This is a genomic window from Ruminococcus turbiniformis, assembly GCF_020687545.1.
GTDB classification, from domain to species: Bacteria; Bacillota; Clostridia; order Lachnospirales; family Lachnospiraceae; genus Mediterraneibacter; species Mediterraneibacter turbiniformis.
This window is the reverse complement of record NZ_JAJEQX010000031.1, coordinates 21,003-42,685: the sequence shown is the minus strand read 5'-3', so window position 1 is coordinate 42,685 and position 21,683 is coordinate 21,003. Positions and strand designations below refer to the sequence as shown.

Sequence of the window (21,683 nt, the reverse complement as noted above, 5' to 3'; positions counted from 1 at the left end):
GATGATTGTATTGCTTCAAGAGGTGGCTCTCAACAGCGGATTGCCCTTATAATTCAGGTGGCTCTATCGTTCGGAATGGATGGCTCTCTGTAACGGATTGAGTGGCTCTGAAGCCACGGAATACTCATTTGTCAAGGTACGGATGATTACCTACTTACTCATATTCAACCCTAATTCCCACATTTTTTTGAGCGCATGGACTCGTAATGGGGGCAGGCAACAAGGATCGCCCGGAAACTCTGCTTGCAGGGATGGACACATCCCCTGCATATTTTATTATACTGGCGGCGGCCGTTCTCCCCCAGAAAGAAGGCCCATTCCCTCCGCCATTTCCTGCTCCTGCTCATAGGCTGCCATGCTCCGGGATATCCCGGCCGGGGCGCCCCTTCTCCGGCGGTCTGTGTTCCGAACATTCCTTTCTTGCGTCCTCCAGCCGCTCCCGGATGGAGGGCTTTTTCTCCGCCCCCTTTTCCGCTGCCTTCTCCGTTTCCTCCCCGCGGCGGCCGTTATTGATAACCCCGTCGATCATGCCGTAGTCGTCCTCCAGGGTCATTTCCGCAGTGCGCAGGGGATTGTCCTTTTCCGGCTCCACGGGGACCGCTATGATCTGCCCGCCCAGGCTGATGAACTGTTCCGGCTGCCGGAAGTGTTCCATGTATTTCTGCGCCAGTTCCGGGGACAGGGAGGCAAAATCTTCCTCACCAAGCCCGACCACCAGGAAGGTGCCTGCCATGATATCATAGAGCTCCCCATTTTCATCCCGCAGGCCACGGTTTAAGTCCAGGCCAATGAGCTTTCCTTCATCATTGCAGACCAGGGCCACTGGGTCCCGGAAGGGATATGCGGCCCCAATGTCGCCTCCTACCTCCGCCTGCAGGGAACGGAGGCCGGGGTCGATCTCCTTCACATAGGGCTCCTTCCTGGGCTCCACCACCAGAACCGTCATCTTCTCCGGCGCCGCGTGTTCCTGCGCTTCACCGTTCCGGATGGCGAAGGCCCGGCTGCCGTTTCCCATAATGAGATAGTTCCCATCCTCCGACTGATGATGGAAACCGTACCCGGCCGCCTCCATCTGTTCCCGGCTCATGTCTGTCACATAGAAGGTTCCCCTGGGCGTGCGTACCGTCTCGCCGGTCTCCCGGTCATCCGGCGTGGGCTCCGGGGCCATATCCAAAACTTCCTCATACCCGCTGGTCTCCTTGAACTTCTCCAGCTCCGAAGGGAGGTAATCGTCCCGGGTCTGCCCCAGGTCCGCCAGCTTTTCATCCAGGGACGAAATGCGGCCCGCCATCAGGTTTTCATAAATTTCCTCTTTCGCCGCGTGTTCCTCCGGGTGCTCCGCCGCGTACTGCGGATCGCACTGCCGAAAAAATTCATCCATATCGTAGGCGATATCCATTGCCCACTCGGACAGTTCTTCTTCCGGGATATCATCCTGGAAGGCCATCACCCGGTATTCCTCCGGGATACTGCCGGGCTCGCCGTCATAATACTCATGGAAGGAGCTCCCGGTATCCCGGATATAGCCCAGGTCGGTGAAATCGCCGCCTTCCTCCAGGGCAACATCCCTCCCGTATGCCTCATAGTCAATGTAATTCCGCAAATGTTCCGGCACCTGCATGGCGTCCAGCTCGTCGATGTAATACCGGCCCAGGTCGTCATAGTCCTGGATGGACGGGTACAGGTCATAGCAGTCCAGGTTGTCCGTGAGGTTGATGATCTCCTGCAGGCTGCCGGAATGGTCGCCCACCTCCATGGCCGCCTGGAACTGCGCGTACTCGCCTTCGCCCATTTCATCCAGCTTTGACGCCAGGTAATTGAGCTCGTCCAGGTTTTCGTATTCGCCCAGCTTGTCATAGAGGGCGCCTACATAGCAGTCATAGTCCGTAATGAACCATTCCTCATAGGGCTGCCCGAAATCGTTCTTCTGGCCGATCCCGATCCGGTCAAATACTTTTTTCAGTTCCTCGGCGGTGGTCGGGAACTTCACCCACTCGCCCACAAGCTCCCCCTCGTTATACTTTCCCAGGTTCGTGATGAAGGCGGCAAAGGGATAATCCTTGTCATATTCAAATTGCGGCATACCGGCACCTCCTTACAACTCCGGCGCAGACTTATCCTTTACAGGCTGCGCCCTGTCTTTTCCCGCACATTCTTTTTTGCTCTGTTCCAGCCGTTCCCGGATGGAAGGCTTTTTCTCCGCCTCCCTGCGTCCATGCTCCGCGGCCTGCTCATGCTGCCACTCGTCCCCGGAGAGGGACAGATATCCGTACTGCGTAAAACACCCGCGATCTTCCTCCATGGCCTGCCTGCCGAAGGGGACCGGGTCGATGGCCGCCCGAAGCTCCGGGGTCAGCTCCAGGTCAAGGTGCTGCTCCAGGTACCGCCATCCCAGGTCCTCCATCTGTTTCACCTGGGGCTCCAGGACGAAGAAATCAATGTTGTCCGGAAATTCCAGGAACTGTTCCGCCGCAGTCAGGCGGAACGGGGACGCCTGGACCGCCGCAAGCAGGGTCCGGTCCTCCGGGGAGAGGGCGGCGACAGCCTCCGCCACCGCCGCCAGATCGTCCCGGCTCATATCCGGCTTTTCACCGCCGGGAGGGAAAACAAAATCAGGGATTGTCTTATCTGCCATTGCCACCACCCTTTCTTTTTGGAAATTCCAGCTTGAAATTGATGTACTTGCCGCCCGTGTCGTCCAGGATCACCGCCGCGTCATAGGCAGTGCCCTTCTTTTCCGACCACATCCCTTTCACATTGGTACGGCCCTTTTTCAGGAGGTCCGCCGCCATCTTCTTTGTCAGCTCTTTTCTGCGGGAGGTCCAGAAGCGGTCATTCTTCCACAGGACGAACCCGCAGGAGCGGTCCGAACAAGAGAAGTTTTTCTTCCCCTCATAGACCGGCCTGCCGCAGCGGGGACAAACACCGATCACTTCCTTCTCCGGGGCAAACAGCTTTTGCCCTTCCTCGGAGATATGGGAATAGGTCTGCACCAGCTCCCGCACCATATCCCGGATACCGTCCAGAAATCCGCCCGGATCGGCGCTCCCTTTTGCAACTTCGGTCAATTTCTGCTCCCACTCCGCCGTGAGCATGGGGGAGGTCAGCGGCTCCGGCAGGACCGTGACCAGGTTGATCCCGTCCTTTGTGGGGATCAGGCTTTTGCCTTTCCGCTCCACGAACCCGGCCGCCACCAGCTTCTCAATGATAGCCGCCCTGGTCGCCGGGGTTCCTAAGCCTTTCCGTTCCGCCTCGTCCGGAATATCCTCTTTGCCCGCGTTCTCCATGGCCGACAGAAGGGTATCCTCCGTGTAGGGCTTCGGCGGTGAGGTGAAGTGCTCCGTAACCGCAGCCTCCACACCCTCGAAGGTCTGCCCCTCCTTGACATCGGGAAGGCTGCCTCCACCGTCCCCGTCCGCGGGCTTTTCCTTCAGGAAGGATCGGAAAATACGGTCAATCTCCCGCCAGCCCTCGGAAACCACATGTTTTCCTTTTGCCGTGAAGGAATATCCTCCGCAGTCAAAGGCAGCCGTGACCGTCTCATAGACATGGGGCTCCGCCGCCGCGCACAACATCTTGCAGCAGACCAGAAGGAACAGATTGCGTTCCCCCACGGGCAGGGCTCCCACATCCGCCTTTTCCATCTCCATTGTGGGGATGATGGCGTGATGGTCGGATACATCCTGATCGGAAATCAGGGCCTCCACATCCGGGACGAAATCGGCGCAGCCGTCAAAGGGCGGCACCTTCGCCGCCAGATGGAGGATACCGGAAGCCGTCTCCGCCATGTCGGAGGTCAGGTGTCGGCTGTCCGTCCGGGGATAGGTCAGCAGCTTCTTTTCATACAGACTTTGGGCATAGTCCAGGGTCTGCTTTGCCGTGTAGCCGAACATCCGGTTGGCCTCCCGCTGCAAAGTCGTCAGGTCGTAGAGCTTCGGGGGCTGTTCCTTTTTCTGCTCCCGTGTGGCAGAGGTGCAGACAGCCGTGTTTCCCGCGCACGCCGCCTGTACGGCCTGGGCGTCCTCCTGGGAAACGATCTTCTCCGAAACGGCCTCGGCTCCGCCTACGGTCAGACGCACATGATGGTATTTCTCCTTTTTGAAGCTCGTGATCTTCCAGTCCCGGTCCGCCAGCATAGCCAGGGTAGGGGTCTGGACACGGCCCACATTCAGGGTGCGGTGGTAGAGGACGGAGAAAAGCCGCGTGGCATTGATCCCCACCAGCCAGTCCGCTTTCTGGCGGCAGAGGGCAGACTGGTACAGGGCGTCATAGTCCGCGCCGGGCCGGAGGTTCCGGAAGCCCTCCCGGATCGCCGCGTCCTCCATCGAGGAAATCCAGAGGCGCAGGATGGGCTTTGTGCAGCCGGCCATTTCATACACCAGACGGAAGATCAGTTCCCCTTCCCGTCCCGCGTCACAGGCATTGACCACCGTATCCACATCCGGGCGGCCCATCAGGGCGCGGAGGTTTTCAAAAGCGTCCTCCTTGCCCGGCGCCAGCACATAGCGGAAGGGTTCCGGCAGGATCGGCAGGTCGTCATAGCTCCACTTCTTATAGCCGGGGTCATATCCGGTCGCGTCCATTGGGGATACCAGGTGCCCCACGCACCAGGATACAAGGAGGCCGTTCCCCTCATAAAAGCCATCGGCCCTGGATTTCGCACCCAGGGCCGACGACACGCTTTTTGCAACGCTCGGTTTCTCACAGATAATCAGTTTCATTTGCTATCCTCCGTTTCCTCTTCATCATCCTTCAGGTATTCATCGTCCTCCAGTTCTTCATCCTCCAGGTCCAGGTCATCCAGGTCAGACGGTACTTTTGTTTTCTGCTTCGGTTTCAGCACCAGGAAATAGAAGGCCGCGCCGCCGCCAGCCGCCAGGAGCAGCACCGCCAGGACGATCATCCCGGCCCCGCCGCCTTCTTTCTCCGCAGGTTCTTCCGGTTCAGCGGTTTCTTCCGGCTCCGGTTCCGGCCCGGTACACTCGGTCATGTTGGAGGCGCACACCGGGCAGGAGGTATCCACAGCTCCCGCCGCGCATTTCTCCGTACAGGTGCAGACAATGGGCGTTTCTGCTTTCTCCCCGTCCTCGGTCAGCGCCAGAAGGTCCGCCTCATCCACCTGGTTTAAGAAGTGGACGGTTTCCTCGCCCTCATCGTCCCGGTCGATAATCAGGTAAAAGACATTCCCGGCTTTGGTCGTGAGCGTGATAAACTGCTTGCCTGCCTGGGCACCGCTGCCAATGTCGTCAACCAGGGACAGGTTCCCATCCGGGGTCAGGGCAGCACCGTTCCCGCCGCCTGTAAACTGTCCCAGCAGGGAGGAAAGTTCCTCCCCGTCCAAGGTGAAGGAAGTCCCGCCCGGATCGCCGCTGCTGACAGCCAGGTAATCCGAATGGACATAGCCCTCCCGCCCCGGCAGGAGGACTTTGATCCATTCCCCTTCCGTCCCGGTCACTTCCACCTGCGTCCCGTTGGGAAGCTGGGTGAAAGCCTCGTTGTCAAGCCCTGCCCCGGTACGGACATTTAAGTTTCCGCCGCCGGTCGTCACGGTCCCGGTCTGGGTGCTCCCGCCCTCGTCCACCGTGATCCGGATACCGTCGCCGTCAGCAGATACATCCCCCAGGCCACCAAGCAGGGCGGTGATCTGCTCCAGGATATCGCCGTCAGCCGCCTCGGTGCCGCTGCCAGCTCCTTCATCAGACGCCGGTTCCTCCATATCTCCGGTTTCTTCTGTATCACTCTCTGCAGCCGCGCTTTCCGAACGGTCAGGCTCCATGCCTCCGGTCACTTCGGCGGTATCCTCCCCGCCGGAGGCCAGGGCGGTCACGGAAAAGCCCGTGACGCACAGCGCCATTGCCAGAAAAACAGCCGCCATCCGCAAAAATCCTTTACGCTTCATCCTCGTATCCCTCCATTTCCGCAGGTTCCTCCTGGTCCCCGCTGTCCTCCGCCATCATGTCCTCCGGCAGCGTGATCAGGCCGCTGGCATAGGCTTTCAGGAAGGCGGTCAGCTCCTTGTTGTCCATCTTCACCGCTTTTACCATGCGGACGATCTCCAGGTTTTCTTCCTCCGCAAGCTGGGCCTCCAATGCCCGCTGCTTCTTCTGGAGGTCCGCGATCTTGTCTTTGGTTTTCGCAATGTCATTGCGGATTTTCTCAATCGTTGCCATATCAAGGCTCCTTTCCATCCAAATTTTTTTCATAACGATATTTCATTTGCGCCGGGTACAGAGGCTCGGCAGGCTTACGTCTGCCTGTCCATTCCTTTCCCCCGGCCAGTCCTGCACAGGACCAGCCTGCCGCCCGGAGACTGGTCCCGTCCTCTGTATCCAAAATGTAGGTGATGATTTTGTGGTATCCCATGGCTTTTGCTACCCGCGCCGCTGCTCCGTAAAGGAAACTGCAGGCGTTTCGGGTGCCGTCCGTACACAGACGGTTGACTTCCAGGGTAAGCCCGTCATCCAGATACCGGCTGACAGGCCGCCCGGTAATCACTACTCCTACAAGCTGCCCGTCCTTCATACATCCCAGGGAATATTTGTGCCCCCGGACCGGCTTATGATGGCGGTGATGGAGAGAAACAAAGGCATTGGCGTCTGCCAGAGATACCGGCCGTAAAGTAAGTATGATATTCACCTCCAATCAGGGTAAACGGCCAAAGCTAAAGTAATGAGCCTGCCAATAACTCGTATTGATGTTTGCGTAGGAAATCGGGTCCCCGCAGTGGATCATCATTCCCCCGCCCACATAGATACCCACATGGGAGACGCCCGCCGTGTCGTAGGTCCCCACAAAAAAGATCAGGTCGCCGGGCTTTGCCTGGGCGCCGGATACCGGGGTGCAGAGGTCATAAAGCCCCTGGGCGGTCTGCCGTCCCACGCTCCAGCCGGAATGGTTGATGACCCAGCTCACGAAGCCGGAACAGTCAAAAGAGGTGGAAGGGGACGATCCGCCCCACACATACGGGTAGCCCAGGTATTTTTCCGCCTCGGCGATCATGGCCGCGAAGGTTTCATCCTCCAGGGCCTCCGGAGGAATGTCATAGTAAGTGGGCTCCTTTAAGGTGGAGGCGTTGGGATACTCCGCCGTCCCGAACAGATCCGGCCGGTTGCCAAGGGTGGACATATAGGCGGCGTACAAAGACAGCTGTTCCTCGTCCATCAGGTAGGCCGGCAGATGGGACAGGTCAAAATTTTCCAGGGTCACAGTACAGATATAATAGTTGTAGGGCACCTCCACGTCATACTCGTTGCCCTCGCTGTCTGTCCGGGTCTCCGTCCGGTAGCGGACCTCCACCGTCACCGTCTCGGTCAGGGTATACTGCCGGTCAAAGAGCGTCTGCAGCTCACTTTGTACCTCGTCCATCGTGAACACCCCTTCATGGAGCGCCGACAGAATGGAGATCAGTACATAGGGGTCATGGCCGATGGTGTCCAGGTCAAAACGGTATTCGTCATATCCGGGGTGCAGGGACTCATAGTTGTCCAGTTCATATTGAAGGTCCGCCTCCAGTCCCGCATAGGCCGCCTCCGCCGCCAGCATGTCCGCGTCCTCGGAGAGATAAGAGGACAGGAACACGCCGCCTACGCCGGAGCCGCCCATCATGGAACAGGAGGACATCCCGCCGAACAGGAGGCCTACACAGGCGCCGATCCCCACCACCAGCAGGACCACTTTGCTGTGCCTGCGGATGAACACCAGGGATTTTTTCGCCGCCTCCTTTGCCCGCCTGGCTGCGCTCTGCGTGGCGGCCGCCGTATCCTTCGCCGTTTTCCCTGCCTGGCGCACCTGTTTGGCATAGTTCCTCTGGATACGCTTTTTCTGCAGGTACCGGGAGACCGGGTTGGAGGCGGCCAGGGCCGGGTCCTCATGGAGCGCCTTCTGGTAGAGAAAATCGGCGTTTGCCCGGACAGAAGCCCGTTCCGCCCTTGACACGTCCCGCCAGGGCTTCATCCGGCGCTGCCGGAGGCCGGCCTGTACTTTGCTTTTCCCATAGGAAAGGCCGCGCTCCGCCAGTTCCTCGCCCTTGTGCCCGGCCTCCACGCCCACATTTTCCTGTTCTACTTTATGGACTTCATTGTGGGCGGTCAGAAGGACTTCCTGGGCCGGGCGGGAGAGCGGGTTGTGCCGCAGATGGCCGTTCGGTTTCTTCTCCACTTCCTCAAAGCGGAGACGGGTTTTCCCGCGGCCTGCCGTTTCATCAAAAACCCGTTCCGTTTTCAGAACCTTCTTTTTCGGGACCGCCTCTTTTGCCGCGTCCAGCCTATCCGCCGCCCGGTCGGAGCGCCGGATGTATTTCTGCAGGCCGGGGTCCGCAAGTTCTTCCTCGGTAAACTGCAGGCGGGAGGAAGGGCGCTGCCCTGCGGCAGAACCTTCCCGGAGAGTATCCGCTTCGGCCGTCGCCGCTTTCTTCGCCTGCCTCTGCCCGTGTGCGGCTGCAATATGTTCCGCCGCGGACTCCGCTGCGGCCGCCGGTTCCTCCGAAGGGGAGAAATCCGCCTCGGCCTCCCGGCTGCTGATATTTGTCACCTCGCCCGTGGCAAGGTTTTCCTGCACCGCGCCGTCATGGGTCATCCTCTGGGTGACCTTATCGGCTGCTTTTAATTCCTTCATCCGTCATCACCTGCCTTTCCGTAGGGACAGATACCGGCACAGGCGCCGGTCTCAATCGCCGCGATATAGTGGAAAATGGGATAGGCCTGGGGCGGGCAGACCGCGTTCCCCAGGGTTTTCAGCCGCAGGGCCCGCCCGTCCATGCGCTCGGTCATGCGGGGGACTCCTTCCGGCTCCCGCTCCCAGAGGATACGTCCGTCCATCCTTTCGGGAATCCCATAAGCCATTCCACCCAGTCCGGGTTCAGTGCCGCCGTATCCGATACCGGTTTCTCCTGGAAGATCACCTGTGCCGACAGGTTTCCATTGTGCTTCGCCGGATCGTAGGCTGATGGTTTCAGCGTCGAGTGGAACCCGTCCGACACCACCGGGGTCAGGTAGAACACCGCCGCCGAAAGGCTCAGGCTCCAGATCGCCCCGTTTTTGTTCCTCTTGCGGAAAATCCCGCCGTCGGACAGGAACACATCCAGGCCTGCCGCGTCCCTGGCGGTCCCCTTGTCGGAGGCAAGGGGCGTGGGAAACATCAGCCGCGACGATAAAAGTTCTCTGGCGCTCATGCCATGCGCCGACGCCGCAAGCCGGAAATACGAATGGGAGAACAGCGTATCCCGCCTTTGCCAGGTCAAAAATCGTTTTGTCGAGCCCCATATTGATGAAGCCAGCAACATTTTCCCCAAGCACGTAAGCGGGCCGCAGCTCGGTAATAACTCTGCACATCTCCGGCCACAGGTAGCGTTCATCCGCAAAGCCCTTCCGCTTTCCTGCGGTGGAGAAGGGCTGGCAGGGGAAGCCGCCGGAGATGATGGTGACTGTCTCAAGTCCTGTTTTCTCAAAAAACGCCTCCTTCGTGAATGTGGTGATATCCCGGAACCTGGGGACTTCCGGCCAGTGCTTTTCCAGGACGGAATAGGGATAGTCCGCCCATTCGCACTGGCAGACGGTCTTAAAACCTGCCGCCTCCGCCGCCAGGTCCAGGCCGCCAATGCCGGAAAACAGGCTCACATGGGTCAGCTCATTCATCCCAGCCCTCGCCGGGATCATCCGGTTCATCATAGCCATCCAGGTCGTCAAAGTCATCCGGGAGGTCCATGCCTTCCGAATCCTCAAAGCCCTCCTGGTCATCGGGGCCGTCCTCCCCGCAGACCAGGACCAGGTCCGCCTCGCGCACCGGGATCAAGTGCTTTCTGCGGATCGCCCGCTCCAAAACGTCATGGGAGGTCATTTCCTCCCCCTCCGGGACGCCCCAGGAGCGGCACAGGCGGGGAACCGTATCGCCCTCCTTTGCCGTCTGCTTCTGCAGGCGGAGGAAATCCTTCTCCGTTCTGACTTCCTGGATACGCCGTTTCAGGGAGCAGTAGCGGGCCAGCAGTTCAAAGATACTGCCCACCAGCAGGCGGAAGCTGCTGCCGTGGATGATGTAGGGCAGGTTCCAGGACGCCTGTTCCAGGGCCTTTGACATATTTGCCGCGTCATGCTCCGCCAGGATATCGGACAGCTTTGTGAGCTCCCTTTCCCGAAGGCCCTCCAGGTCCTTTTTCTCCCCGAATACCAGGTAACGGCCGGGGATACCCCAGCCGTCAAACATTTCATCGGCGATTGCCCCGTATTTTTTCACGGCGTCCAGAAGGTGGAATACATCTTCCTCGTCCCTGATCCGCTCCGCCTGGGCCGCCAGCTGATGGAGCAGCCCGTACAGGTGTACTTCATCGTCGATGTGCTTCTCATATACGTTTTTCCCGATCACATACCGGTTTTTCTTATTTTCCATTGTGTCCTCCTCATTCTGTTTCCGCCGCGGTCTCGCCGGGGCGGGACTGATCCGACAGGTCGGATAAGCGGGTCGTCATGATACTGTAAAGCTCGTTGTCCTGGGGGAAGTTATCCGCGAAGGGCAGGATCACGTTCCCGAAGAAGATCAGGCCTTCGCCCGGTCCCGCGTTGCTGATATGCGCCGCCTGCTGGGTGGAGATGTTCAGCCGCTCGCAGAGGATTTTCCGGTCCCCGCTCGCCTGGTTCAAAAGATAGATGAAATCGCTGTTTTCAAAAATGTTCTCGATCTCCGGGGAGGCTAAAAGGTCCTTGATATTCTGGGTGATCCCCGTGGGGATGCCGCCCCATTTGCGGAAGCGTTTCCAAATCTCCACGCTCCAGGAACCTACCTCGCCCCGCAGCAGAAGGTGGAACTCGTCCACATAGTAGCGGGTGGATTTCCCCTCGCTCCGGTTCACCGTCACCCGGTTCCATACCTGGTCCTGGATGACTAACATCCCCAGGTTTTTCAGCTGTTTCCCCAGCTCCTTGATATCAAAGCAGACCAGGCGGTTGTTGATATCCACGTTGGTCCGGTGGTTAAAGACATTCAGGCTGCCATGCACATACAGCTCCAGGGCGGCGGCGATCCGTTTCGCCTCCGGCTCCGGCTGCCGCAGGATTTCGTCATACAGGTCCTCCAGGATGGGGACATTCTCCGGCTTCGGGTCCGCCAGGTAAGGGCGGTAGACAGTGCGGACCGCCCGGTCGATCACCGTCTTTTCCACCGGCTCCAGCCCGTTCCGGCCGCCTGCCGCCAGTTCGCAGAAGGAGAGGATAAAATCACTTTTCAGGGCAAGGGGGTTGTCATCCTCGGAGTAGTTGAGGCTCATATCCATGGGGTTCACATACTGGCTGCTGGTCGGCGATATTTTGATGACCTGGCCGCCCAGCCGGTGTACTACCGGGAAATATTCCGCCTCCGGGTCGCAGATGATGATATCGTCTTTTGTCACCAGGAACACGTTGAGGATTTCCCGTTTTGCTGAAAAACTCTTGCCGCTGCCCGGCGTACCCAGGATCAGGCCGTTGGGCGTCTTTAACTGCTTTCGGTCCGCCAGGATCATGTTGCCGGAAGTGGCATTGAGGCCGTAATACAGCGCCTCGCCGCTCTGGAAAAGCTCCTGGGAGATAAAAGGGACGAAGATCGCCACGGAGGAAGTGGTAAGCCCCCGCTGAATCTTTACCTGGTTGACGCCGAGCGGCAGCGCCGACACAAAGCCCTGTTCCTGCTGGAAGTCCAGCTGCACCAGATGGCAGTTATGCTTCTGCGCCACACTGGACGCCCGGAGGATATCGTTTTCCAGCTTCTGCCGGGTGTCCGCCACGTTCACCACCAGGAAGGTCATAAGGAACATCCTTTCGTTGCGGCTCTGCAAATCCCGGAGGATGTTCTTCGCCTCTCCCGCGTAGGTGGCAAGGTCGGAAGGGAGGATGTCGATATCGAACCCTTCCCTGGCCGCCCGTTTCTGGGCGTCGATCTTCATGCTGTCCAGGTCCGTAATCTTGCGCTTGACGGTCTTGATGGCTTCATTCTGGTCCATGCTGCGGATATGCAGGCTCACGAAAATGGAGCTGTCCGTATCCAGCAGGTCGGCCAGCACCCGGTCATTGAGCTCCGGCGCCGTGATCTGTAAAAAACTGGCCGCGCCGTATTTTGCCCCCATCCGGAACCGCCTGGCCTCGCCGAAGCGGAAGGAGGAAGGGACGATAAAGTCCTTCACATGGAGGCCGGAAGGCGCCAGCCACTCCCATTCAAAGGAGAACCGCTCCCCGTCCGGGTGGAGGACGCCATGCAGCACCTCCAGCCACTCCCGGCCGTCCAGCGCCTTTGCCAGCGCACCCATGGCCTTGAAATGGCCCAGCCCGTCCAGGGTGATCCGGGAGAACCGGGCCCTGGCGGTGCGGATATCTCCCGCCTCAACCGTCAGCACCAGGAACTTTGTCTTTACCATGCCGTTGTTGCCGTGTTCCAGCTGCGCCCGGAGCATTTCCGTATAAAGGGCTCGTACCCCGTCGAAGGCGTCCCCCTGGGCGGCGATCTCGATCCGTTTCCGGAAATCCGCCCGGTTCACCTTCCGGCATATAAGGGTCAGCTCCATGCCGATAGAGGCGTCATGGGCGTTATACATATCGCACAGGGCCTCAAAGATCGCCGTCTGGTCGTCCTGGCCCGCCAGTTGGTAATTCACATCCTCAAACTCAATGCAGCGGCTCCAGGCCGTATCATCCAGCCGGCACAGCCCGTCCGGGTACATCTGCCGGAAGGGAAGGGTGTCCTGGGCCGAATGGGGCTTTCCGTCGCCCTTTGCCGCTTCAATGACCTTCCGTATCTCCCGCCGTTCAGCGGCGGTGAGTTTCCGCCCCGCCTTTTCCGGGGCCGCCTCCGGCTTTTTCCTTTGGAACAGTCCTCTGAGCTTTGCGAACAATCCTGCGCACCTCCTTTTCCACCTGGATTTGCCGCTCCAGGGCGGCATAGAAGTTATCGGTCTGGTACGGCCGCTCCTTAGGACGGAGAAAAACCGTCTGGATGATCTGGGCCGCGACCACTTCCAGCGGCTGCCCATGCCGTTCATACATTGCCAGAAGGAACAGGGGCAGCATGACCACGATCATACAGAACGTGGCGGTACTGGACCCCGCCGTCCTCTGGAGCAAAAAGAAAAGCGGCACTCCGATCAGTACCGCCGTCCCAAAACAGATGAGCTGCCGTTTCGTCAGCCCGAACATCACTTTGGATTTTACTTTTGTCAGGTCCTTCGGGACCGTTACATACGCCAATCTATCAATCCTCCTTCTTTACTGGCCTGTAATCCTTAAAATCTTTTACACTGTGAAAAATCCGTTTGTTGTTCACCCACCGCTGAAGGTGCCGGGTGATCCGAGGAGCGGTCGGCTTCTCGTAGATCATCACATAGGGGTCATATCCCAGCGCCCGCAGGGTATACACCCGGTAGAGGTCCTGCTCATGGGTACTGCCGTAGTTGGTCAGTACATAGACACGCCGGTTCCGGCTGCTCCGAATGGAAGTCATCTCCGCAAAACGCCGAAAATGCCTCGTCAGGTCCTCGTCCGGGTTGTCCCAGGCAAAATGGACCGCTTTCGTCCGCACCTGGTTCAGAAGGGAAATATTGTCCCGGTTCACAAGCCGGATATCAAGCCCCTGGGTAAAATCCACCAAGGCGCGGCTTTGGACCAGTTGCTCAATGAGGTATTCATGGTCCGGGCAGGCCAGCAGGTTCGGGTCCAGCAGCTTGATTTCATCCTCACCTCGCCAAAACTCGGAGAGGTCGGCGACTTTCACGCTTTTCCGGCCTTCTTTCCCGCTGACAATACAGAATCCGCAGTTCCTGGGGCAGCCCCGGCTCAAAAAGCCGTAAGCCGTCCCTAAAAACCGCGGATATAAAAAGTAGTCCGGCATGATATGTTCCACTTCATCAGGGAGGTTCCCGCCGCCCGGCCCGTAGCCGGTGCCGCCCCGGATGACTTCATCCGCATTGCTCACGTTGATTTCATCTTTGGAATAGGTGTCCGTAAACACCCGGCTCTTATACACCAGGTCATAGCGGCCGCCGGGGTTCCACCATTCCACCCGGTCGCCCCTCCGTGTATGGTACTCGGAGAGCTTCATCAGGCAGAGATTGGGAAAGTTGTGGGAGGCCACGTCAATCAGTCCTATTTTCAATCCAGCACCCCCTTAATGCGCCCCGAACAGACTTTTGCTGAGGCTGCCGGTCTTGAACAGCGCGAAGCACAGAAGGACCGTGTATCCCATGCAGGCCCAGATTGCCCCGGAGAGGTTCCCGTCCGTGGCGATACCCTGTACCAGGACCGAATAAATCCCCACGCAGACCATAATCAAAAATGCCTGGAACGCCAGGGCGAACAGGGACTTCAAGTAGTTCTGCCCGGTAGAGGCCCAGTCCCGGTTGGTCATGGTCGCCAGGGGAATCGGCCCGATGGAGGTCGTCAAATACACCTCGATCATACGGCCGTAGATAACCAGCATGATACAGATGGAAAGGGCGTTCATGGTAAGCCCCACAAAAAGGGACTGGAACCACAGGCCGAACAGTTCCCCCGTGGAAAGTGCCTCCAGCTGCGCCTCCATATCCGTGATAACGCTGTCAATGTCAATGGCGGTCTCCCCGATGATGACGCCCGCGCTCTGGTTGACGACGCTCTGGCCCACATCAAAGACCGCCATGACGATATTCCATGTATTGGTTACGATCAGCACCGCGCAGAAGGTCTTGAATATCCATTTGAAGAACATCCAGGTATCCACGTCGTGCATGTTGTTTTTCTCTGCCACAAGCTGGATCAGCTCATAGCACATCACAAAAGTAAGGATAACCCCGGCAATCGGGACGATCACCGTTTCGGAGAGGTTTCGGATCATGGAAAAGACGCCGCTGTTCCATGCCTGCGGCGTCTGTCCCACTTCTCCGGCGATCTCGCCTACTTTGGTATTCACCGTATCGAACATGCCCGACAGGTTTCCCGTAATCCCCTCGGTGAGCAGCCCGCGCAGCCATTCATCGAGTTTGTCGAGTATGCCGCCCATAAGCGATCACGCCCCGCGCTTAACCGAAAAGCCCGGCTAGCAGAGGAACAAGGGTCATGCCGATCAGGGCAACGCCGCCGCCCGCCATAAGCTGTTTCATACCCTGGCTCTTTGCTAATGTGCGATAAAGAAGTAATAGAAGTGTAAAAAATTTTGCCGTTCCTATCCGGCACTTAGGGCTGTGTCGGATAGGTCAGGCGTTAGGCTTCCGGCAAGTCTATCTTGCCGACAAAGCTGTAATAAATCTCAATGTCCTGCCTGCGGGTGCCGTTCTCGTCATAGCTGCACTCATGCACGACGATTTTCTCAATCATTTCCCGCAAGAGGGTGGGGGTCAATTCTTCAAAAGCAAGGTGCTTTCTCACAATCCCCATGAATTTCTCGGCGTTGACGGTGGCGGCCTGCGACTTGGAAAGTTCCTCCTGCAAAGCGGCAGCCCGGTCTTTCAGTTCCCGCTGCTCCTGCTCATAGTCCGCCGACAGCTCCATGAAACGCTCGTCGCTGATTTTGCCGCTTACATTGTCCTCATACAGCCGCTTGATAATGCGGTTCACTTCGGCAATGCGTGTCTGGGCCTGTTCAAGCTGCTTCGTGGCTGCGGCGGTCTTTCTCTTGCCGCCGATTTCGTTCTGCTGGATGAGCAGCTTTACAAAGCGGCTCTCATGCCTGGCGGCGTATTCCGTCACTTGCCGGAGATTGGAAAGCACGCCCGCCGTCAAAAGGTCGGTGCGGATAAAGTGTGCCGTACAGTCACGGGTACGCTTCTTGTAGCTGCCGCAGATATAACAGTCCTGCTTGCGGTTCTTGTTCTGATACCGCTGCTGATACAGCACATGGCCGCAGTCGGCGCAGAACAGCATACCAGAGAACAGCCCCACTTCATCATAGCGGTTCGGGCGTTTTCGCTGCTTGCGTAACTCCTGCACACGCTCCCATGTTTCCGTGTCGATAATCGGCTCATGGTGATTTGGGAAGATAGCCTGCTTCTCGATGGGGTTCTCAACGCTGTGCTTGACCTTGTAAGAGGGCTTCTCCGTCTTGAAGTTTACCAGACAGCCAGTGTACTCCCGGTTTTCCAGCAGATGGACGACGGTGTTTGTCGCCCACTTGCACTCATAGCCGGGGTGGTAGCGTCGGGTGCTGCCCGTCCTGCGGTATTCCAGCGTCCCCGGCGTGGGGATTTGCTGCTCCGTCAGCATACGGGCAATCTTGGTCGGGCCATTTCCCGCAAGGCAAAGCTGGTAAATCTGCCGGACAACCGGGGCGGCTTCCTCGTCAACGATATAGTTCTCGTCCTTGTCCATGAGATAGCCATAGACTGGCTTGCTGGTTACAGGCTTGCCGCTCATGCCTTTTGCTTTCTTTACTGCCTTGATTTTCTTGCTCGTATCTCTCACCAGCCATTCGTTAAATAAGTTCCGCAGAGGGGTAAAATCATTGTCCATGCCGCCGTTTGCGCTGTCCACGTTGTCATTGACAGCGATAAAACGCACGCCCTTTTGAGGGAACAGCATTTCCGTGTAAAATCCCACCTGCAAGTAATTACGCCCCAGCCTGCTCATGTCCTTGACTATGACGGTGCCGACTTTCCCGGCTTCAATGTCTGCAAGCATGGCTTGAAATCCGGGCCGCTGGAAGTTCGCACCTGAGTAGCCGTCGTCGGTGTACCAGCGCAGATTGGTAAAGCCGTTCTGCTTGGCGTAGGCTTCCAAAATCCGTTTCTGGTTGGAAATGGAATTGCTCTCGCCTTGCAATTCGTCCTCATGGGACAATCTCGGATAAAGGGCGGTAATGAGGTTTTGGGTGGCTTGTCTTAACATAAAATCCTCCGTTTCCGACAGCCAGCCCCACTATTCCGTGGTTTCATTGTACCACGGAACAGGGGCGGCTGTACAGCGGTAAAAGTGATAAATCTGCTTCTTTACAGCTTGTCAAATCGCCTTTTTTTGTGTAGCAGCGGCTTCCGCTTCCAGTACCCTCGCCATCTTGTCGGCGGCGGTGCTGGTGGTGTCTTTCTTGAAAAAGCCGGACACGACAAGAACGGTATTCCCCATGCGGATTTCCGTCACGCAGTCGGGGCGGCGGGTGGTACGGTGGTCGTGCTGCTTGATATTCTCCATAGGCAATACTCCTTTCATTCAGCCAGCAGTTTCTTCATGGTTTCCATTTTCCGCTTTGCGGTTTCCTGCCGGAAGTTGACGCCAGTAAAGCGTATCGGGACGCACATGGACAGCAGTCGGTCATAAATCCGGGAATGGGCCGTGTCTGTCGGCTTTTTCAACTCGTCCAGCGGGCGGTTGGTGGTGGCGATCAGCGGCTTGTTGCTGCGGTATCGGGTATCAATCACATGGAATACCTGTTCCAGTCCATAGTCGGTGCCACGCTCCATGCCGAAGTCGTCAATGATAAGCAGCGGATAGCGGCAAAGGCGGGAAATATACTCATTCCGGCCTGTAAAGCCGGGAGAGAGGTCGCCCAGGATAACGGCGAAGTTCGTCATATATACGGGGACTTCTTTCTCCATGAGGGCGTTTGCGATACAGCCCGCAAGGTAGCTTTTCCCGTTGCCGACGTTCCCCCAGAACAGGCAGCCGATGTTTTCGGCCTGCATTTCTTCCCAATGCTCCGCATACCGCCGGGCAATCCCGGTCTGCGGGTTTCTGCCGTTGTCGTTCTCGAATGTCCATTGCTGCATGGCTGAGTCGGCAAAAGCCCTCTGTTTCAGATTTTCCACGGCTTCCACATGGCGGCGGTGTTCCTCGGCGGCCTGCCGCTGCTCACGGGCGGCTCTCTGGCAGTCGCACTCTGCCGGGTGGCGGTCACGGCCAAACAGCTCCTTACCCTCCGGGAAGTAGGCTTCTTTCGGCGTATGGCACTTTCCGCAGTAAAGCAGTCCGTCCTCGCCGATATAGTCCTCCATCTCCGGGGCGGCGGTTGTCATGTTCTCCAAAATATCTTTGATTTCACTTGTCATAAGCTTTCTCCCTCCATACAGGTATAGTCGGGGATGCCCTGTTTTACGGCTCCCTTTTTGTCATTGGCCGCCCATCTGTGCAAGGCGGCGGCATAATTCTGGTAGGCTTTCCCGCTGGCGGCAAGGTAATGGCTCATTTCCTCAATCAGCCGTTCCAGCCTGTCCGGGTATTCTGCCTGTAACTCGTCATATTCGTCCTTTGACAGAAAAATATTCTCATATCGGCCATAAGCTGTGGGCGGCTCCCCACTCGCTCTCATTGTTTGGTTCTCTATTAAGTTGTTTATATTAGTTTTGTTAGGGGTCGGTTTTCCGACCATCATAGGGTCGGTTTTCCGACCGTCATAAGGTCGCTTTTCCGACTGTATGAGGGTCGCTTTTCCGGCCATCAGTTGGTCGGAAAACCGTACCACTGGGACAGGCGGCACTTTCACATAAAGCCGATTGGGTGCGGAGAAGCCCCGCCGTTCCCGTTCTAAAAGCCCGGCTGCGTCCAGTTCTTTCAAGGCTCCCTTGATGGCGGTACAACCCTTGTCCAGCATTTCCGCTATCTCCGCAACGGGGTAGACAATGAATATCCTGCCCTCGCCGTCCTGCCAGCCGTTCTTCTGTGACAGGGTGGAGCGGTCTAATAAAAGCGCATACAGCAGCTTGGCGGTCTGTGAAATCTCCATTTTCAGCAGGAAACGGGGGTATGGAAGATAGGCGGGCAGCGTGGTGTCTGCCCTGATATAATCAGCGATAGTATCACCTCCCTCTGTGTTGTGTCGTTTTTGGGCTTTGTCACGCATTAGGACGGCATTTCCGGGGGGAAAGGATAAATGTATCGCATACCCTTTGACACCCACGAAAAAAGCCTTGATTTATGCGGGTTTGAAAGGCTCTAAAGCGTGACATTTCTGCCTTTGTTTCCGCTTTCTCTCGGCGGCTTTGCGTTTCTTCATGCACCCGGCGCAGCCGGGGCAGTATTTCCCCCGGTTGGATTTGGGGACAAAGGCCGCCCCGCAGACCGCGCAGCGTTTCCGGCTCCCCCGGTACAAGAGGGCTGCGGCCAGCTCCCCGTCAAGGGGCAGGACAGCCACACGGAACCAGCGGCACATGAGGGAATAGGAAATGCTCTGGACGCACACGCAAGGCTCCCCGTCGTCTAACAGCAGGCAGTTCCCCTCGTCGTAGTTACAGCACTCATGCACAAGGCGGCGGGCTGCCTGGTGCTGGCGGTAGTCCATGCGGGACGGCTTATCGTTCATGGCTCTGCTCCTTTCTGCGGTGCGGCTCTTCCCGGCGCAAAATCTGGTCGATGTTCCGCTTGACGGTCTGCAACTCCCTGAACCGCTGCTTCTGTTCGTGATAGGTGTTGTACAGGCCGTCTTTCTCGGAGATAAGCTGCTCGATCTCGGCCTGCAACGCTTTTCGGCCGGGCAGCTTGGTAAGCCCCTGTGCCTTGAAATACCGGGCGGCGGCTTCGGCTATGATAAAATCGCTCTCGTTTGCCTGGCGGTATGCGGCGCGGGCTTTCTCGGATTTCTGCGCTTTCAGCCCCTCGCGGATGGGCTTGGTCTTGGCATAGGCAAGTACCTGTTGCCGCAACTCCCTTTTCCCTTGCAGCTTCGTTTCCAGTGCTTTCAGTTCGCCGCTGGTCTGGCGCATTTCCTGATAGGCGGTAGCAACGGCGGCTTCAAGCTGTTCCGGGGAAGAAAAGCCGTACTGTTGGTAGATGGTCAGGGTCTTGGCGGCCTGTTTCAGATTGTGTATCTTCGCCCATCGTTCATAGCCTTTGCCCTTGCCCTCGGCCATCTTCTGCTCAATGTCCACAAGCCGCTGCACACTGTCCTGTCTGGGGTCGATTTTCCCTGTCTTTTCGCCCTGTAAGCGGCCTTTCCCGGCGTGTAGGTATTCGGGTATGGCTGCGGTCTGTTCGGCGGCTCTGGCGGCTTGGTGCTGCGGGGTGTAGCGAACCGTTACGCCCCTCTGGGCGTTCTGCTCCAAAACGGCAAGGACGGCGGTGCGGTCAAAGTCGCCGCCCAGCTTCCGGGCGGTGATAGGCTTCGTCCTGTCTGGCGTGAGGTAGGACAGCCGCCCCCGGCTCTCCTTGACGGTCACACCCTCCCGCAACAGCAGAGAGGAAAACTCGTCAAAGCTGGCAGCGGTGGCAAGGGCTTTCCGTAGGGTCTGCCGCAGCTTCTCCTTGTTCGTTTCAAACTTGGTCTGCCGGGGCGTGATACCGCCTGCAATCATGGGGGCGTTCTGCTTGTCCAGTGCGGCCTGTCCCTTTTTCTGCGCCCAATATTCCCGGTCTGTGACACGGTTCTTGCTGCCGTTCAAGAGGTCGATTTGGTAAAGTCCTTCCCGGTGGCACATCTCCATGACCTCGGACTTGAAGTAGCGTAGGGCTGCGTCGGTGCAGCGGTGCTTGCACCCGGCTTTCGTGTCCGCTGGCCTGTCCATGTAGGGCAGGAACGGCACTTCCTCTATCCGCAGGCTGTTAATGACGATATGCACATGGATGTTGCCGCTGTGGTTATGCCCGTCCGGGTGGGTGCAGACAAGGGCCTGATGGCCGGGGAAATGCTCTTTACAGAATTGCTCCCCCAACGCCTGCGCCCGGTCTACGGTCAGGCCGTTGTCCGGCCCGTCCCGTGGGTCAAAGCTGATGATATAGTGGTGGCTTTTCACATCCTCCCGCCGCTGATTTTTCTCATAGCGGAGATTGGAGCGCATACACGCAACGGCAAAATCCTCGCCGCCGCAGTTCAGCGTGGACAAGCGATAATCCTCACGGGGGATAAGCCTGCCGTTTTCATCAAGGACGGGCTTCATAGTAAATTCGTCATGCTCAAAGAGCAGGTATTGTTCGGCGGCTCCGTAGTCGGCGTTCTTAGAGCCTAAATGCTTGAGTGTTGCCAACGGCGTCACCTACTTTCTTTAGGACTTCATACTTGAGGGCGGCAAGGTCGGCGGCCGCTTCCCGCAATTCCTTTGCCATAGCCGGGTAGGGGCTATGCCACTCGTTGAGGGTGCGGGCAATCTGGTTGAGATTGCCGCCAATCCTGCCGTACTCGGCTGTGAGCTTCCCGACAGCGGAGAGCAGCTCGTCATTGACTGACGACACATGGAGTACGGGGCGTATGGTAGTGCGCCGGATGGCCTGCCGGAGAAATTCGGACTGACTGATACCATAGGGCGCAAGCCGTTCTGTGAAGTCGGCGTATTCTTCATCGGTCAGCCGGGTTTTCACAACATGGCTGCGGTGGGGGGTGTTGTATCGCTTCGGCATGGGCTGTAAACCTCCTTTCACTTATCACAAAAAATGGGCTGGTCTGTTAGCTATTTTCGGGGCATTTCCTGTCTGCCGGACAGAAATATTTTTGCGGCGTAAGCCGCATAGCAGGGTTTGGGGAAGGCACTCCCCAACAAGTTTCCCGCGAGTGGCAAAACCGCAGAATTGCGGATTTTGGCACCGTGGTAGAAACTTGCTCTAAGAAACTGCCGGACTGCCGTTCACTTCCTACTGCCACTTTTTCAGAAAATCTATAACCAGCTTTTTCATAAAAGGCTGCGGGCTGGCGTTCTTCCTCTTACTCCCTACAACACCGCAAAAAGCAAAAATGACGGACTTTCCGGCAAGAACTTTTCCGGCGGCTCGGTCTTTCCCGACAATAAGGCGTTTCGGAAGCTGCGTTTTGCCCGCTGTCTAAAAAAAACGGCAGCCTTTTTTGGT

20 protein-coding genes and 1 pseudogene are annotated in these 21,683 nt (G+C 57.7%); all 21 read right to left on the bottom strand.

Translation table 11 applies throughout. The features are described 5' to 3' along the window. Positions 1–343: 343 nt before the first annotated feature. A complete protein-coding gene (locus LKD70_RS14760) occupies positions 344–2,083 on the bottom strand; it encodes an antirestriction protein ArdA (RefSeq protein WP_227708662.1) in 1,740 nt (579 codons plus the stop codon). A 12-nt stretch (positions 2,084–2,095) separates the two neighbouring features. Then, entirely contained in the window at positions 2,096–2,635 is a 540-nt protein-coding gene (locus LKD70_RS14755; RefSeq protein ID WP_227708661.1) for a hypothetical protein, read from the bottom strand. Next, the gene (locus tag LKD70_RS14750) at positions 2,625–4,721 is read right to left on the bottom strand and encodes a type IA DNA topoisomerase (protein WP_227708660.1); all 2,097 of its coding nucleotides are present in this window, start codon (positions 4,719–4,721) and stop codon (positions 2,625–2,627) included. Before LKD70_RS14750 ends, LKD70_RS14755 begins: the two co-directional genes overlap by 11 nt. After that, a complete protein-coding gene (locus LKD70_RS14745; RefSeq protein ID WP_227708659.1) occupies positions 4,718–5,899 on the bottom strand; it encodes a CD1107 family mobile element protein in 1,182 nt (393 codons plus the stop codon). The genes LKD70_RS14750 and LKD70_RS14745 overlap by 4 nt, the downstream gene beginning before the upstream one ends. Further along, entirely contained in the window at positions 5,889–6,170 is a 282-nt protein-coding gene (locus LKD70_RS14740; RefSeq protein WP_227708658.1) for a DUF4315 family protein, read from the bottom strand. The genes LKD70_RS14745 and LKD70_RS14740 overlap by 11 nt, the downstream gene beginning before the upstream one ends. 1 nt (position 6,171) lies before the next feature. After that, a complete protein-coding gene (locus tag LKD70_RS14735) occupies positions 6,172–6,627 on the bottom strand; it encodes an XF1762 family protein (protein ID WP_227708666.1) in 456 nt (151 codons plus the stop codon). A gap of 15 nt (positions 6,628–6,642) precedes the next feature. Further along, a complete protein-coding gene (locus LKD70_RS14730) occupies positions 6,643–8,613 on the bottom strand; it encodes a C40 family peptidase (RefSeq protein ID WP_227708657.1) in 1,971 nt (656 codons plus the stop codon). Continuing rightward, positions 8,610–9,632, bottom strand: a complete 1,023-nt coding sequence (locus LKD70_RS14725; RefSeq protein ID WP_227708665.1) for a DNA cytosine methyltransferase — start codon at positions 9,630–9,632, stop codon at positions 8,610–8,612. The genes LKD70_RS14730 and LKD70_RS14725 overlap by 4 nt, the downstream gene beginning before the upstream one ends. Beyond that, a complete protein-coding gene (locus tag LKD70_RS14720; protein WP_227708656.1) occupies positions 9,625–10,380 on the bottom strand; it encodes a hypothetical protein in 756 nt (251 codons plus the stop codon). Before LKD70_RS14720 ends, LKD70_RS14725 begins: the two co-directional genes overlap by 8 nt. A gap of 10 nt (positions 10,381–10,390) precedes the next feature. Continuing rightward, positions 10,391–12,829 carry a VirB4-like conjugal transfer ATPase, CD1110 family gene (locus LKD70_RS14715; protein ID WP_407690983.1) on the bottom strand — a complete coding sequence of 813 codons (2,439 nt, stop codon included), beginning with the start codon at positions 12,827–12,829 and terminating at the stop codon, positions 10,391–10,393. Further along, positions 12,765–13,202: a PrgI family protein gene (locus LKD70_RS14710; protein WP_227708655.1), complete on the bottom strand. Its 438-nt coding sequence runs from the start codon at positions 13,200–13,202 to the stop codon at positions 12,765–12,767. Before LKD70_RS14710 ends, LKD70_RS14715 begins: the two co-directional genes overlap by 65 nt. A gap of 4 nt (positions 13,203–13,206) precedes the next feature. Continuing rightward, on the bottom strand, positions 13,207–14,106 hold the full coding sequence (locus LKD70_RS14705) for a radical SAM protein (RefSeq protein ID WP_227708654.1): 900 nt from the start codon (positions 14,104–14,106) through the stop codon (positions 13,207–13,209). A gap of 12 nt (positions 14,107–14,118) precedes the next feature. Next, positions 14,119–14,988, bottom strand: a complete 870-nt coding sequence (locus LKD70_RS14700) for a VirB6/TrbL-like conjugal transfer protein, CD1112 family (protein WP_227708653.1) — start codon at positions 14,986–14,988, stop codon at positions 14,119–14,121. 19 nt (positions 14,989–15,007) lie between these two features. Next, positions 15,008–15,103 (bottom strand): annotated as a pseudogene (locus LKD70_RS18845) (Maff2 family mobile element protein); the annotation flags it as partial. An 85-nt stretch (positions 15,104–15,188) separates the two neighbouring features. After that, the gene (locus LKD70_RS14690; RefSeq protein WP_000945966.1) at positions 15,189–16,808 is read right to left on the bottom strand and encodes a recombinase family protein; all 1,620 of its coding nucleotides are present in this window, start codon (positions 16,806–16,808) and stop codon (positions 15,189–15,191) included. A gap of 111 nt (positions 16,809–16,919) precedes the next feature. Further along, complete coding sequence (locus LKD70_RS14685) at positions 16,920–17,108, bottom strand: transposon-encoded TnpW family protein (RefSeq protein WP_000427739.1); 189 nt, start codon at positions 17,106–17,108, stop codon at positions 16,920–16,922. A gap of 14 nt (positions 17,109–17,122) precedes the next feature. After that, the gene (locus LKD70_RS14680; protein WP_000200031.1) at positions 17,123–17,962 is read right to left on the bottom strand and encodes an ATP-binding protein; all 840 of its coding nucleotides are present in this window, start codon (positions 17,960–17,962) and stop codon (positions 17,123–17,125) included. Continuing rightward, positions 17,959–18,753 (bottom strand): replication initiator protein A, encoded by a 795-nt coding sequence (locus LKD70_RS14675; RefSeq protein ID WP_001205019.1) that lies wholly within the window; start codon positions 18,751–18,753, stop codon positions 17,959–17,961. Before LKD70_RS14675 ends, LKD70_RS14680 begins: the two co-directional genes overlap by 4 nt. A gap of 72 nt (positions 18,754–18,825) precedes the next feature. Further along, entirely contained in the window at positions 18,826–19,212 is a 387-nt protein-coding gene (locus LKD70_RS14670) for a cysteine-rich VLP domain-containing protein (RefSeq protein WP_000998386.1), read from the bottom strand. Then, positions 19,202–20,869 carry a relaxase/mobilization nuclease domain-containing protein gene (locus LKD70_RS14665; RefSeq protein ID WP_009249723.1) on the bottom strand — a complete coding sequence of 556 codons (1,668 nt, stop codon included), beginning with the start codon at positions 20,867–20,869 and terminating at the stop codon, positions 19,202–19,204. The genes LKD70_RS14670 and LKD70_RS14665 overlap by 11 nt, the downstream gene beginning before the upstream one ends. Beyond that, on the bottom strand, positions 20,841–21,239 hold the full coding sequence (locus tag LKD70_RS14660) for a plasmid mobilization protein (protein WP_001126628.1): 399 nt from the start codon (positions 21,237–21,239) through the stop codon (positions 20,841–20,843). The genes LKD70_RS14665 and LKD70_RS14660 overlap by 29 nt, the downstream gene beginning before the upstream one ends. Positions 21,240–21,683: the final 444 nt, after the last annotated feature.